General features: G+C 64.9%; 12 protein-coding genes, 1 tRNA gene and 2 pseudogenes. All 15 read left to right on the top strand.

Going from position 1 to position 13,667, the window contains the following annotated elements:
* The first annotated feature begins 57 nt into the window (after window positions 1-57).
* The 15 genes and pseudogenes from E4A48_RS08270 to E4A48_RS08200 all read left to right on the top strand — a co-directional run bounded on the left by E4A48_RS08270 (window position 58) and on the right by E4A48_RS08200 (window position 13,603).
* Complete coding sequence (locus tag E4A48_RS08270; protein WP_260608094.1) at window positions 58-1,380, top strand: site-specific integrase; 1,323 nt, start codon at window positions 58-60, stop codon at window positions 1,378-1,380.
* A 245-nt stretch (window positions 1,381-1,625) separates the two neighbouring features.
* Window positions 1,626-1,931, top strand: a pseudogene (locus tag E4A48_RS08265) (transposase); the annotation flags it as partial.
* A 62-nt stretch (window positions 1,932-1,993) separates the two neighbouring features.
* Window positions 1,994-2,263 (top strand): transposase, encoded by a 270-nt coding sequence (locus E4A48_RS08260; RefSeq protein WP_142742205.1) that lies wholly within the window; start codon window positions 1,994-1,996, stop codon window positions 2,261-2,263.
* A 53-nt stretch (window positions 2,264-2,316) separates the two neighbouring features.
* Window positions 2,317-2,715 (top strand): annotated as a pseudogene (locus E4A48_RS08255) (IS5/IS1182 family transposase); the annotation flags it as partial.
* Between the two features lie 294 nt (window positions 2,716-3,009).
* Window positions 3,010-4,914, top strand: a complete 1,905-nt coding sequence (gene thrS / locus E4A48_RS08250) for a threonine--tRNA ligase (protein WP_142742204.1) — start codon at window positions 3,010-3,012, stop codon at window positions 4,912-4,914.
* 48 nt (window positions 4,915-4,962) lie between these two features.
* The gene (infC, locus tag E4A48_RS08245) at window positions 4,963-5,502 is read left to right on the top strand and encodes a translation initiation factor IF-3 (RefSeq protein ID WP_080601535.1); all 540 of its coding nucleotides are present in this window, start codon (window positions 4,963-4,965) and stop codon (window positions 5,500-5,502) included.
* A gap of 385 nt (window positions 5,503-5,887) precedes the next feature.
* Window positions 5,888-6,085 carry a 50S ribosomal protein L35 gene (rpmI, locus tag E4A48_RS08240; protein WP_002811096.1) on the top strand — a complete coding sequence of 66 codons (198 nt, stop codon included), beginning with the start codon at window positions 5,888-5,890 and terminating at the stop codon, window positions 6,083-6,085.
* A 10-nt stretch (window positions 6,086-6,095) separates the two neighbouring features.
* Window positions 6,096-6,455, top strand: coding sequence for a 50S ribosomal protein L20 (gene rplT / locus E4A48_RS08235; protein ID WP_003466653.1), 360 nt, complete (start codon window positions 6,096-6,098; stop codon window positions 6,453-6,455).
* Between the two features lie 204 nt (window positions 6,456-6,659).
* Complete coding sequence (gene pheS / locus E4A48_RS08230; RefSeq protein WP_039004965.1) at window positions 6,660-7,655, top strand: phenylalanine--tRNA ligase subunit alpha; 996 nt, start codon at window positions 6,660-6,662, stop codon at window positions 7,653-7,655.
* 21 nt (window positions 7,656-7,676) lie between these two features.
* Window positions 7,677-10,052, top strand: coding sequence for a phenylalanine--tRNA ligase subunit beta (pheT, locus tag E4A48_RS08225; protein WP_142742203.1), 2,376 nt, complete (start codon window positions 7,677-7,679; stop codon window positions 10,050-10,052).
* A gap of 21 nt (window positions 10,053-10,073) precedes the next feature.
* The gene (locus E4A48_RS08220; RefSeq protein ID WP_039004968.1) at window positions 10,074-10,373 is read left to right on the top strand and encodes an integration host factor subunit alpha; all 300 of its coding nucleotides are present in this window, start codon (window positions 10,074-10,076) and stop codon (window positions 10,371-10,373) included.
* Window positions 10,354-10,710, top strand: a complete 357-nt coding sequence (locus tag E4A48_RS08215; RefSeq protein WP_039004969.1) for a MerR family transcriptional regulator — start codon at window positions 10,354-10,356, stop codon at window positions 10,708-10,710. Before E4A48_RS08220 ends, E4A48_RS08215 begins: the two co-directional genes overlap by 20 nt.
* 98 nt (window positions 10,711-10,808) lie before the next feature.
* A tRNA-Pro gene (locus E4A48_RS08210) sits at window positions 10,809-10,885 on the top strand.
* 607 nt (window positions 10,886-11,492) lie between these two features.
* Complete coding sequence (locus tag E4A48_RS08205) at window positions 11,493-12,194, top strand: polysaccharide biosynthesis/export family protein (RefSeq protein ID WP_142742202.1); 702 nt, start codon at window positions 11,493-11,495, stop codon at window positions 12,192-12,194.
* Window positions 12,176-13,603 (top strand): GumC family protein, encoded by a 1,428-nt coding sequence (locus E4A48_RS08200; RefSeq protein WP_409975465.1) that lies wholly within the window; start codon window positions 12,176-12,178, stop codon window positions 13,601-13,603. The genes E4A48_RS08205 and E4A48_RS08200 overlap by 19 nt, the downstream gene beginning before the upstream one ends.
* Window positions 13,604-13,667: the final 64 nt, after the last annotated feature.

Raw genomic sequence — 13,667 nt, 5'->3', positions numbered from 1 at the left:
AACGATTTGTGGGCGTTTTTCTTTTTCCGCGCCTTGGACACTTGCTTGGACACTTCCATGCGAGTAGCGCACTACCTCACCCGCGGCGAGACCGGCCGCTTCTACGTTCGTTTGCGCATTCCTGCGGATCTGCAGGCGCGCTTCGGCCGCAAAGTCGTCAAGCGCAGCACCGGCACGACGTGCGATCGCGCCGCGCTTGGCTACGCGTTGCTGATGCAGCAGCGCTATGCTCGAGCCTTCGCAGCCATCAGGAACGGCAGCATGGGATCGGAGCTGGATGAGCTCTTGAGGAGCCTGGAGGGCACGTCGGCGCTCGAACTGATCCTCAAGGACGTGAAGCTGCCGGGCGGGGCATCGTTCGGGCAGGTGGAGATCAACGACGACAAGGACCTGTCGCTGTTCAAGCAACTGGCGGCGCAACACTCGGTGCCCGCGTCGGCGCCGTTCCCGCCGCGCAGGACCGTCAAGCCCATCCGTGAGGCTCGCCCTGTCGGCCTGACCCTTGCAGATGCGCGCGACAAGTATCTGGTCAGCATCCAGGGCAAGAACACCGCCAAGACCATCGTTCAGAAAACCCGGGCCCTGAAGGACCTGGAGGTCTTCGTGGCCAGCCAGCGCAAAGGCAAGCGTCCCGTGTTGCTGAAGGAGCTGACGCGCACCGACTTCTCGGAGTGGTTCCTGCACGAGACCGCGCAGAAGCGGGTCATCACCTACATCACGAACCGGTTCTCGGCTTGCGCAGACTTCATCAAGTGGGCGCAGACGGCCGGTCACTACCCGCGGGGCGACAACCCGGCGTCCGGGCACGCCTCTGTGCCCAAGCAGCTGAAGAAGCAGCGGGCGAAGAGCCATGGCTCGCAGGCGTTCACCCCGGACCAGGTCAAGCGCATCTTCGACCCGGAGAATTTCAAGCAGCTGAAAGGCGACGCGGCGCGGTGGCTCCCGCTCATCCTGCTCTACACCGGCGCCCGGTCCAACGAGGTGGCCAAGTTGGAGCTGGAGGACTGCCGGGAGGAAGATGGGATCGCCATCTTCCACTTCACCTGGATGGGCGAGGACAACAGCCTCAAGACCGATGCCAGCGAGCGGAAGACCCCCGCGCATCCTGACCTCATCAAGTTGGGGCTGTGGGAGCGTGTGGCGCGGCTGAAGGCCGCCGGCGGGACCAAGCTCTTCCCCGAACTCAGCTTCGACGCCAAGAACGGCCCGGCAGGCCGGACCCAGCACGCGTTCTCGCGCTACCTGGTCAAGCTCGGCATCAAGGCGCGGGGCGGTGGCAGGGTGGGGCACCACAGCTTCCGGGACACCGTCATCGGCGCGCTGAAGGCCGCGGGGGTCCACCGGGAGATGCGAGAGGAATACACCGGGCACGAGCTGTAGGACCGGCAGGAGCATGCGCACGCATATGAAGTGGAATTTGTCCCGAAAGCGCTGGCTGAGGCTTGTCATCCGGCACTGGCGTGGGCTATCGATGTGGCACTACAGGCGAGCTGACCAAGATGGTCATTAGTCGCCCCTGAAGAACCTCGCATCGCCTTGTAGAACAAGCATTGGAAGCATGATGAGGCGTGCTGTGCTTGCCAGTTTTCGCTAGTCTCTGTGCGGTTTTCTTGCACTTTCCGAGCATGCGCAACCGTCGTCCCGCCGCTGATGATCGTCCTGCCGAAGACCTGTTTCGTTCTTGCCTGGAGAACCAGATCGACCTGTGCCGTCCGTTGGCGCGGCTGAGCGCCGCGATGCCCTGGTCGGCGTTGGAGCAGGCCCTGTCGGCGCGCCTATCGGCTGATCCGTTGCGCGGTGGCCGTCCGGCCCTGCCGATCCGGTTGATGGCTGGGCTGCTCTACCTCAAGCACGCCTACGCCCTGTCCGACGAGGCGGTGCGCGCGCGTTGGCTGGAGAACCCGTACTGTCAGTTCTTCACCGGGGAGGTTGAACTGAACTTGTCCCACTGAAACGGACGCCAGGAAGCTTTCATCGTAACCTGGAGGTTTGCATGCAACGCATTACCCGTCGTCGCTACACGGACGATTTCAAGGCTCAGGCGATAGCCTTGGCAGAGTCGATTGGTCGCGCCAAGGCGGCCCGTCAGTTGGACATGTCGGTCAAGACGTTGGGCAATTGGGTGGACGCTGCGCGTGCCAGCCGCCCGTGCAGTTCTCCCAGTCGCAAGCCGGTGAGTGGGGGGGGGGAGAGCGAACTGGCTCAGCTACGGGCCGAGAACGCCACGCTCAAAATGGAGCGCGAAATCCTAAGGAAGCTCTGAACAAGCCTCCCCATATCGGCGACACTATCAGGATGTGATCGAGGGCGTGAGACATGACGCAGCTGAGCTTCTCCGACGCCGAGCATGCCGGTAAGCGCAAGCGAACCCGCCGCGAGGTGTTCCTTGCGCAGATGGACCAGGTCGTGCCGTGGAGCGCGCTGCTGTCGCAGATCGCGCCCCACTACCCGAAGGCCGGTCGGGGCCGCCATCCGTATGGGCTGGAGACGATGTTACGCATCCACTTCCTGCAGCAGTGGTATGCGTTGAGCGACCCGGCGATGGAGGAGGCGCTGTACGAGATCGCCTCGATGCGTCAGTTCGCACGGGTGTCGTTGCTGGAGGCGATACCGGATGAGACGACGATCCTCAACTTCCGGCATTTTCTGGAACGGCATGGATTGGCGCCGAAGCTGCTGGAGGCGGTGAACCGGCACCTTCAAGGCAAGGGGTTACCAGGTGGCCACCGGGACCTGCGGCTGCGGCGTTGCCGACGGTGCGAATTCACAATCCCGCCAAATGGGTTACCATTTGCTGATTCTTCAATGCGGAACTACGGGTGGCCCGCGGCAACGCCGGCCGAGCGTGCGACATGAGCACTACCATCGCCCCAGCATGAAACCCCGTCCAAGGCTGTCCGAGCAGGCGCCCTTGTGGCGCCTTCTTTGTATCCCGTGCCTTGCGCCGCCGGCTTCCGGCGCGCGGCGGGAAACGTCCGCCCCGCCTCGCTTTTCTTCTTGCCGACTCCCATGATCACGATCACGCTCCCCGACGGCAGCCGCCGCGAATTCGAACACCCCGTCAGCCCCATGGACGTGGCCCAGTCCATCGGCCCGGGCCTGGCCAAGGCGACCATCGCCGGCCAGGTCGATGGCCGCCTGGTCGACGCCTGCGACCCCATCGAGCACGACGCCAGTCTGCGCCTCATCACCGCCAAGGACGCCGAGGGCGTGGAGATCATCCGCCACTCCTGCGCGCATCTGGTCGGCCATGCGGTCAAGCAGCTGTACCCCGAGGTCAAGATGGTGATCGGCCCGGTCATCGCCGAAGGCTTCTACTACGACATCTACAGCGAGCGCCCGTTCACCCCCGAGGACATGGCGGCGATCGAAAAGCGCATGCAGGAGCTGATCGCGCAGGACTATGACGTGGTCAAGAAAGTGACCCCGCGCGCCGAGGTGATCGAACTGTTCCGCCAGCGCGGCGAGGACTACAAGCTGCGCCTGATCGAGGACATGCCCGACGACGTCACCGCGATGGGCCTGTACTACCACCAGGAATACGTGGACATGTGCCGCGGTCCGCACGTGCCTAACACGCGCTTTCTCAAGGCGTTCAAGCTGACCCGCATCTCCGGCGCCTACTGGCGCGGCGATGCCAAGAACGAGCAACTGCAGCGCATCTACGGCACCGCCTGGGCCGACAAGAAGCAGCTGGATGCCTACGTCCTGCGCATTGAGGAAGCGGACAAGCGCGACCATCGCAAGATCGGCAAGCAGCAGGGCCTGTTCCATCTGCAGGAAGAAGGCCCGGGCCTGGTGTTCTGGCATCCGAAGGGCTGGTCGATCTGGCAGGTGGTCGAGCAGTACATGCGCAAGGTGTACCGCGACAGCGGCTATGGCGAGGTGCGCTGCCCGCAGATCCTGGACGTGTCGCTGTGGCAGAAATCAGGTCACTGGGATAACTATCAGGACAACATGTTTTTCACCGAGTCGGAGAAGCGCACCTACGCGGTCAAGCCTATGAACTGCCCGGGCCACGTGCAGGTATTCAATCAGGGCCTGCACAGCTACCGCGACCTGCCGATCCGCTACGGCGAGTTCGGCGCCTGCCACCGCAACGAGCCGTCCGGCGCGCTGCACGGCATCCTGCGCGTGCGCGGTTTCACCCAGGACGATGGTCACATCTTCTGCACCGAGCAGCAGATCGAGGCCGAGGTCACCGCGTTCCACCGCCAGGCGTTGAAGGTGTATGCCGACTTTGGCTTCGACGACATTCAGATCAAGATCGCGCTGCGCCCGGAAAAGCGCCTGGGCGACGATGCGACCTGGGACAAGGCCGAGGCCGCGTTGCGCGCCGCGTTGGGCGCCTGCGGCGTGGAGTGGCAGGAACTGCCGGGCGAGGGCGCGTTCTACGGCCCGAAGATCGAGTACCACCTGAAGGACGCGATCGGCCGCACCTGGCAGCTGGGCACGATGCAGGTGGACTTCATGATGCCCGGCCGCCTCGGCGCCGAGTACGTGGACGAGAACAGCCAGAAGCAGCACCCGGTCATGCTGCACCGGGCTATCGTCGGCTCGATGGAGCGGTTCATCGGCATCCTGATCGAGCACCATGCCGGCGCATTCCCGGCCTGGTTGTCGCCGGTGCAGGCAATGCTGATGAACATCACTGATGCCCAGGCCGACTATGTAGACAGCGTGCGGAAACTCCTTGCAAATCAAGGGTTCCGCATCGAGGCCGATTTGCGGAACGAAAAAATCGGCTATAAGATTCGCGAACACACGCTGCAGCGGGTGCCGTATCTTCTAGTGGCGGGCGACCGCGAGAAGGAAAACAGCGCCATTGCAGTCCGTACGCGATCGGGGGAGGATCTGGGAACCATGTCGGTTGCCGCCTTCGCCGAACGGCTGCGCGCCGAGCAACTGGCGTAAGACAACCCCGATGCGGGCGGAGCCTCCGTCCGCGTCGGTCCGATTCCCCTGGGAGATTGCAACATCAGTACCCCTGACAACAAACAGAACCGCAAGAACCAAGAGATCCGCGTCCCGCGCGTTCGCGTGATCGGCAAGGACGGCGAGATGGTCGGCGTGTTGACCCGCGACGAAGCGTTGGCGCTGGCCGAAGAGGATGGGCTCGACCTGGTCGAGATCCAGCCGCAGGCCGATCCGCCGGTGTGCAAGATCATGGACTTCGGCAAGTTCAAGTTCGAGCAGCAGAAGAAGGCGAACGAAGCCAAGAAGAAGACCAAGCAAGTCGAGATCAAGGAAATCAAGTTCCGTCCGGTCACGGACGAGGGCGATTACCAGATCAAGCTGCGCAACATGCGCCGTTTCCTCGAAGAGGGCGACAAGGTCAAGGTCAACATCCGCTTCCGTGGCCGTGAGATGAGCCACCAGGAACTCGGGCGTGAAATGGCGTCGCGGATCGAGGCCGACCTCGGCGAAGACATCGTCATCGAATCGCGTCCGCGCCTGGAAGGCCGGCAGATGGTGATGATGATCGCGCCGAAGAAGCGCTGACCAGCAGCTCAGGATCGCGCGCCCGCCCCATTTGAGGGTGCGCGGCCGCCACGGGCGCCTGCCGGCGCCCCTCGTGTGTCCCGTCGCCGCGCTCAGCCGCCCCGATCTTGCCGCGTGGCTGCGCATCGCGCAGCCTGTTTGAGTCCCGAGTCCCGAGTCCCGAGTCCCGACGCGCAGGCGCCCGTATCGAAATACATGATTTGCAAGGCATTCCAAGCCCTGGCATAATGCGCGACCCAGTGCATCGGGTTTGCCGTCAACGCGGCAATAGGACCCGCCCTGATTCTTTGAGGATCAAGGGCTTATAAGCCGGTACGGGCACGGACGGAAAGTGTGGCCCAGCCACCGCCCTGACCAGTGACAAAACACCATCAAGGACATTGCAATGCCCAAGATCAAGACCAACCGGGCGGCGGCCAAGCGTTTCCGCAAGACCGCCTCCGGCAAGTACAAGTGCGGCCACGCCAACCGTAGCCATATCCTCACCAAGAAAGCGACCAAGCGGAAGCGCAACCTACGGCAGACGAACCATGTTCGTGCCGAGGACGCTGGCCGTCTTGACCGTATGCTGCCTTACCTCTGAGGACTGAACCATGGCTCGAGTAAAACGTGGCGTCCAGGCACGCCGTCGTCACAAGAAAGTTCTGAACCTGGCCAAGGGCTACTACAACGCCCGTCGCAAGGTCTTCCGCGTCGCCAAGCAGGCGGTGATCAAGGCGCAGCAGTACGCCTACATCGGCCGCAAGCAGAAGAAGCGCGTGTTCCGTTCGCTGTGGATCACCCGCATCAATGCGGCGGCCCGCATCAATGGCCTGAGCTACAGCCGTTTCATGAACGGCCTTCTCAAGGCTGGCATCACCCTGGATCGCAAGGTGCTGGCGGACATCGCCGTGCACGACGCGCAGGGCTTTGCCGCCTTGGCTGAGAAGGCAAAGGGCGCGCTGGCGGCATAATGCAGGTCCCTCTGCAACGGCCCGCACATCTATGTGCGGACTGTTGAACAACAGCAGGGAAATAGCAGACATGCAGGGGAAGGGCGCGAGTCCTTCCCCTTTTTGCGTTTTGGGCATCCCGAGATCGGGATCAATCCCGTGCTGGGATGTCTCCCGATCGCGGGATCTGGGTCGGGTGGTGGGCTGAAGTGAGGCGCGAGTGCAATGAGTGAGATCGAATCCCTGAGCGGACAGGCGCTGGCGGACATCGCCGCGGCGCAAAGTCCCGAAGCGCTGGAGCAGCTGCGGGTCGCGCTGCTGGGCAAGAGCGGCAGCATCACCGCGCAGCTGAAGCAGCTCGGCGCGTTGCCGCCGGAGCAGCGCAAGCTGGCCGGCGAGGCGATCAACCAGGCGCGCGACGTGGTCTCCGCGGCGCTGACCGAACGCCGTGCGTTGCTGGAAGGCGCGGCGCTGGACGCGCGCCTGGCCGCCGAGCGCATCGACGTGACCCTGCCTGGCCGGCGCGGCGAACGCGGCGGGCTGCATCCGGTCACGCGCACGCTGGAGCGCATCACCGAGATCTTCGCCCGGCTCGGCTACGAGTTGTCCGACGGCCCGGAGATCGAGGACGACTGGCACAACTTCGAAGCGCTGAACTTTCCACCGCACCATCCGGCGCGGGCGATGCACGACACTTTCTACTTTGGCGACGGGCGTCTGTTGCGTACTCACACCTCCGGCGTGCAGGTGCGCTACATGGGTGAGCATGCGCCGCCGCTGCGCATGATCGCCGCCGGCAAGGTCTATCGCAGCGACAGCGACCAGACCCACTCGCCGATGTTCCACCAGGTCGAAGGCCTGCTGGTCGACGAGCATTCCACCTTCGCCGATCTCAAGGGCACCTTGTCCGAGTTCGTGCGTGCGTTCTTCGAGCGCGACTTCGAGATGCGCTTCCGCCCCAGCTATTTCCCGTTCGTCGAACCCGGCGCGGAAGTGGACATCGCCTGGCAGCAGCCCGACGGCAGCGCCCGCTGGCTGGAAGTGCTCGGTTGCGGCATGGTCCATCCCAACGTGCTGCGCAGCGTCGGCATCGATCCGGAGCGCTACACCGGCTTCGCCTTCGGCATGGGCGTGGAGCGCTTTGCGATGCTGCGCTACGGCGTCAACGACTTGCGCGCGTTCTTCGAGAACGATGTGCGGTTCTTGCGTCAGTTTGCTTGAGTCCCGAGTCCCGGAAAACCCATGAAATTCTCTGAAAACTGGCTGCGCAGCCACGTCCCCATCCAGGCAACGCGCGATGAACTGGCCGCGACCCTGACCGCCATCGGTCTTGAAGTCGAAGAGCTCACTCCGCTCGGCGAGTCGCTGCAGCAGGTGGTGGTGGCGCGCATCGTCGCGGCGGTGCGGCATCCGGAGGCCGATCGGCTGCAGGTGTGCCAGGTTGATGCCGGGCAGGGCGGCTTGCTGCAGATCGTCTGTGGCGCGCCGAATGCGCGCGCCGGGCTGGTCGCGCCGCTGGCGCTGGTCGGCGCCCAGGTCGGCGGCATCGCGATCAAGGCGGCCAAGCTGCGCGGCGTGGAGTCCAACGGCATGCTGTGCTCGGCCAAGGAACTGGGCCTTGACAGCGATGCGTCGGGCCTGTTCGAGCTGCCCGACGATGCGCCGATCGGCCAGGCGCTGAGCGAGTATCTCGGTTTGCCCGACGCCAGCATCGAGATCAAGCTGACCCCGAACCGCGCCGATTGCTTCGGCGTGCGCGGCATCGCCTATGACGTAGCCGCGGCCTGCGCCAGCGAAGTGCTGCCGTTCGCGGCCGCGCCGGTTGCTGTCGCCAGCGAGCGTCGCCTCGAGGTCCGTCTGCAGGCGGGTGGCGATGCGCCGCGCTATTGCGGGCGCGTCGTCGAGGATCTCGACCCGGAGGCGAAGACGCCGCTGTGGATGGCCGAACGCTTGCGCCGCAGCGGTGTGCGTCCGGTGTCGCTGCTGGTCGATATCACCCAGTACGTGATGCTGGAACTGGGCCAGCCGATGCATGCCTTCGACCTGGAGACGCTGCACGGCCCGGTCGGCGTGCGCCGCGCGCGCGCCGGCGAGATGCTGAAATTGCTCGATGGCCGCGACGCAACGCTCGACGACGGCTTCCTGGCCGTCACCGATGGCGACCGTGTGGTCGCCCTTGCCGGTTTGATGGGCGGGCACGACACCCGTGTCACCGACGCGACTCGGCATGTGTTCCTGGAAGCGGCGCATTTCGCGCCGGCCGCGATCATGGGCCGCGGCCGCAAACTCGGCCTGCACACCGATGCCGGCCACCGCTTCGAGCGCGGCGTGGATCCGGCGCTGCCGCGGCCGGCGCTGGAACTGGCGACGCGGCTGGTGCTGGAACTGGCCGGCGGCCGTGCCGGTCCCGTGGTCGAGGCCGAGTTGCCCGAACACCTGCCGGCGCCGGCGCCGATCGCGCTGCGCCGCGCGCGCATCGTGCGCGTGCTCGGCATCGAGATTGCCGATGCCGAGGTCGAGCGCATCCTGCGCGCGCTGGGCATGGAGGTCGCGGTTGCCGCCAATGGTTGGCAAGTCACTGCGCCGAGCCGGCGCTTCGATATCGCCCTGGAGGAGGACCTGATCGAGGAGCTGGCGCGCATCCACGGCTACGACCGCTTGCCGACCACGCTGCCGGGCGGCGCCTCACGCATCGCCATGGGCAGCGAGACGCAGCTGGACGAATCGAGCGTGCGCCGCCAACTGGTGGCGCGCGCGATGCTGGAAACCATCAACTACGCCTTCGTCGATGCGGCGTTGCTGGATCAGTGGGGCCTGGATGCCGGGTGCGTGGCGCTGGCCAATCCGCTCAGCGCCGAACTGGCGGTGATGCGTCCGTCGTTGTTGCCGGGGCTGGTCGCGGCGCTGGGCCGCAACGTCGCCCGCCAGGCTGGGCGGGTGCGCCTGTTCGAACTGGGCAAGGTGTTCGAGGCGGCGGTGGCCGCTGTTGCGCCCATCGAGACGCAGCGTGTGGCGGCCGCGGTGTGTGGCGACGCCGACGCGCTGCAGTGGGGTTTGCCGGCACGCAAGGTCGACTTCCACGATTTGAAGGGCGATCTGGACGCGCTGGCCAGCGCCGCCGGCGCGCGCCTGGACTACCGCCCGTCGGCGCTGCCGTTCGCGCATCCGACCCGTGCGGCCGACGTGTACCGCGATGGCGCGCGGATCGGCTGGATCGGCCAGCTGCATCCGCGCCTGCTGCAGGCGCTGCAGATCGACGTGGAGGTGCTCGGCTTCGAGCTGGACCTGGCGCCGCTGGCGGCGCGCGCGCTGCCGCGTGCCGTCGACCTGTCGCGGTTTCCGTCGGTCCGCCGCGACCTGGCGTTCCTGGTGCCGGAGGCGGTGGCCTGGTCGGCGCTAGCGAGCAGCGTGCGCGGCGCGGTCGGGCCGCTGCTACGCGAGGTAGTACTGTTCGACCGCTACGTCGGGCCGGGGGTCGAGGCGGGTTTCAAGAGTCTCGCTATGGGCTTGATTTTGCAGGACAACTCGCGCACTCTGACGGATCGCGATGTGGATGCCGTGGTCGCCGATGCAGTGGCGGCGCTGGCGCGCGAACACGATGCGCGGATTCGCGGCTGAGACGTAGGGGATAGCAGGGCAATGGCATTGACCAAAGCGGAAATGGCCGAAGGGTTGTTCGACGAAGTCGGGCTGAACAAGCGCGAGGCCAAGGAATTCGTTGATGCTTTCTTCGATGTGCTGCGTGATGCGCTGGAGCAGGGGCGGCAGGTGAAGCTGTCCGGTTTCGGCAACTTCGATCTGCGCCGCAAGAACCAACGGCCCGGCCGCAATCCCAAGACCGGCGAAGAAATCCCGATCTCGGCTCGGACGGTGGTGACCTTCCGCCCGGGACAGAAGCTCAAGGAGCGAGTGGAGGCTTATGCTGGACCCGGGCAGTAACCGCGAACTTCCGCCGATTCCGGCCAAGCGCTACTTCACCATCGGTGAGGTCAGCGAGTTGTGCGACGTCAAACCGCACGTGCTGCGCTACTGGGAAACCGAATTTCCCAGCCTGGAGCCGGTCAAGCGCCGCGGCAACCGCCGCTACTACCAGCGCCACGACGTGCTGATGGTGCGGCAGATCCGCAGCCTGCTGTACGAACAGGGCTATACGATCGGCGGCGCGCGCTTGCGCCTGGAAGGCGAGGGCGCGCGGCAGGAATCGGCGCTGAGCAACCAGATCATCAAGCAGGTGCGGCAGGAACTGGAAGAAGTGATGCAGTTGCTGCGGCGCTGAGCGACAACGGCGCGACCGGCTAGGAATGGCCGCGCCAATCCCGCTATAATCGCCAACTCGCCGCAAGGCGTGACCGCCGCAACGGCGGATGTTTTTACCGGGGTATAGCGCAGCCTGGTAGCGCACTAGTCTGGGGGACTAGTGGTCGTCGGTTCGAATCCGGCTACCCCGACCATCTTCGAAGGCCCATGTCAGCGACATGGGCCTTTTTCGTTTTGTGGCGTTTGCGCCACGCGATCGCAGGCGCAAACGCCAGGATCTGCGCACGATCCTGCGGGCGCGGCGGCGCCGGTGTCTGGCGTCGTGGAATGGATAACGGGGTCTCGCCTGTACCTTCCCGCCGCGCAGCATCGGGTGCGAACCACCGGCTCGGACGAAGAGGTAGACAAACGCGCCAGTGCCGGCGCCAGGCGCGTGCAGCCTGCTGGCGACAGAGACGGAAATCCAGCAGCGAAGTGCGCAATGGAGCCGTCAACGACTTGACATGCGTCACGTTAACGTCGTGTCTTTTGCGATGCCGCTTCGTTGTTGATGCTGAATGCTCGGACATGTAGTTGAATCCACGCGGTATAGCGTCAAATAAATGCCGCATGATGTCTTGGTCAAGGCGGATAGCTGTGCCATAGTGCACTGCAACACGAGGCTTCGCTGTTGGCCTGGGCGGTCGCCCAGGCAGGAAAATGACACTGCAATCGTCTACCCCCGACCGGTGATGGAGCGCTGGCCGGCCAGATGGGTGCGGCGTTGCCAAAACCACTTGACAGAGGGCGTCTGCATCGCGCATGGGTAAACTCTCCGGTACGTTCAACTGGGCATTGTGCTTGGCCCTTTCTTGTCTGATCTTCCTGGCTGGCTGCAGTAGCGCCGGGCCGAAGATGCTGGCTGAATTGCCGCCTGGCGATCCGCTGGCCGGCTCCATGGGCCAGCCGGAATATCTGCTGGGTCCCGGCGATCTGCTGACGGTCAAGGTGTTTCAGGTGGACGACCTCGAGCGCCAGGTGCGGGTCGACAACGAGGGTCGCATCTCGCTGCCGTTGGTCGGCGACATCAAGGCCGCCGGGCTCAGCGTCAACGCATTGCAGAAGGACATCACCGAACGCTACCGCAACGGCTACCTGCAGAACCCGCAGGTGTCGGTGCTGGTCGACGAGTTCACCGGCAACCGGGTCACCGTGACCGGCGCGGTGAGCGAGCCGGGCATCTATCCCATCGTCGGCCCGGCACTGACCCTGCAGCAGGCGCTTTCGCTGGGCAGGGGCGTCAGCGATGTGGCCAGCCGCGGCAACGTGGTGGTGTTCCGCAATGTCGGCGGGCAGAAGATGCTGGCCCGTTTCGATCTGCGCGATATTCAGAAGGGCATCTCGCCTGATCCTGAAATCTATGGCGGCGACATCGTCGTGGTGTACCGCTCCGATGCGCTTGTAGTGCTGCGCACCGTGGTGCAGCTGACCCCGTTCGTCATGGTCTGGCGGGCATACCGATGAGTACTTCGAGCATGCACACCCGTTCCCCTTCGACGCCGCTGAGCCCGGCCGACATCAGCCTGCTTGATTATTGGAACGCCCTGTACCGGCAACGCTGGCTGATCGTCGGCATCACCGCGGCGGTCGTCGTGCTGGCGCTGCTGGTAACGTTATTGATGACGCCCAAATACCGCGCCACCAGCGTACTGCAGATCGAGCGCGAGTCCTTGAACGTCACCAACGTGGCGAACCTGATGCCGGTGGAATCGCCGCAAGATCGCGATTTCTACCAGACCCAGTACGAACTGCTCGGCAGCCGTTCGCTGGCGCGGGCGGTGATCCGCGAGGCCCGGCTGACCCAGGAGCCGGTCTTCAAACCGCTGGTGGACGAGGCGCTGGAGAAGCTGCAAGGCAATGGTGACGGCCGCGCGCCGTCGCCGCAGGCGCGCGCCGCCGCTGCCGAGAACGCTCTGGTCGCGGCAGTGCTGGACGCGTTGATGATCGAGCCGGTGCGTGATTCGCGGCTGGTGCGGATCAATTTCGATTCGCCGGATCGGGCGCTGGCCGCGCGGGTGTCCAACATCTACGCGCGCATGTTCATCGTCTCGACCCAGGAGCGGCGCCTGCAGGCGTCCTCGTTCGCCGCCAAGTACCTGTCCGAACGGCTGGAGCAGCTGCGCGAAAAGGTGGAAGAGTCGGAGAAGAACGCGGTCGACTACTCCAGCAAGGAGCAAATCGTGCCGCTGGGCGACGACAAGCCCTCGCTGCCGACGCAGAACATAAGCGAATTGAACGTGCGCCTGGCCGCCGCGCAGGATGCACGGATCAAGGCCGAGTCGGCCTGGCGCCAGGCCGGGATCGGCGACGGCATGGGCCTGCCGCAGGTGATCAGCAGCCCGCTGATCCAGAGCCTGCGCACCGAGCAGGCCAAGCTGGAGGCCGACTACCAACAGAAGCTGGCCACCTTCCAGCCCGGATATCCAGAGATGCAGCGCCTGCAGAACCAGATCGCGGAGACCAAGCGCCAGATCGGCAACGAGATCGCCAACATCCGCAGCGCGCTGAAGAACGATTACGAAGCGGCGCGGCAGCAGGAGACCCTGTTGTCCGAACGCATCTCCAGCCTGAAGAACGATGAGCTGGATCTGCAGACCCGCAGCATCCGCTACAACATGCTCAAGCGCGAAGCCGACACCAACCGCCAGCTGTACGACGCGTTGCTGCAGCGCTACAAGGAGATCGGCGTCGCCGGCAATGTGGGCACCAACAATGTATCGATCGTCGACCGCGCCGACATCCCGAACAGGCCGCATTCGCCGAAGATCTTGCTGAACCTGGCGCTGGCGTTCGTGTTCGGCCTGTTCTCGGCGATCGCCATCGCCTTGATCCGCTATTTCCTGCGCGAAGCCAATGCGGCGGCCGCGGCGTGAAGCGCGTGGCGCAAAGCCCGGCGCGATGCGGTGTGATCGCGATTGCGGCGGATGCGACGACGCA

This window comes from Xanthomonas translucens pv. cerealis, from assembly GCF_006838285.1.
Classification (GTDB): domain Bacteria; phylum Pseudomonadota; class Gammaproteobacteria; order Xanthomonadales; family Xanthomonadaceae; genus Xanthomonas_A; species Xanthomonas_A cerealis.
This window is presented reverse-complemented; position numbering and strand designations above follow the sequence as displayed.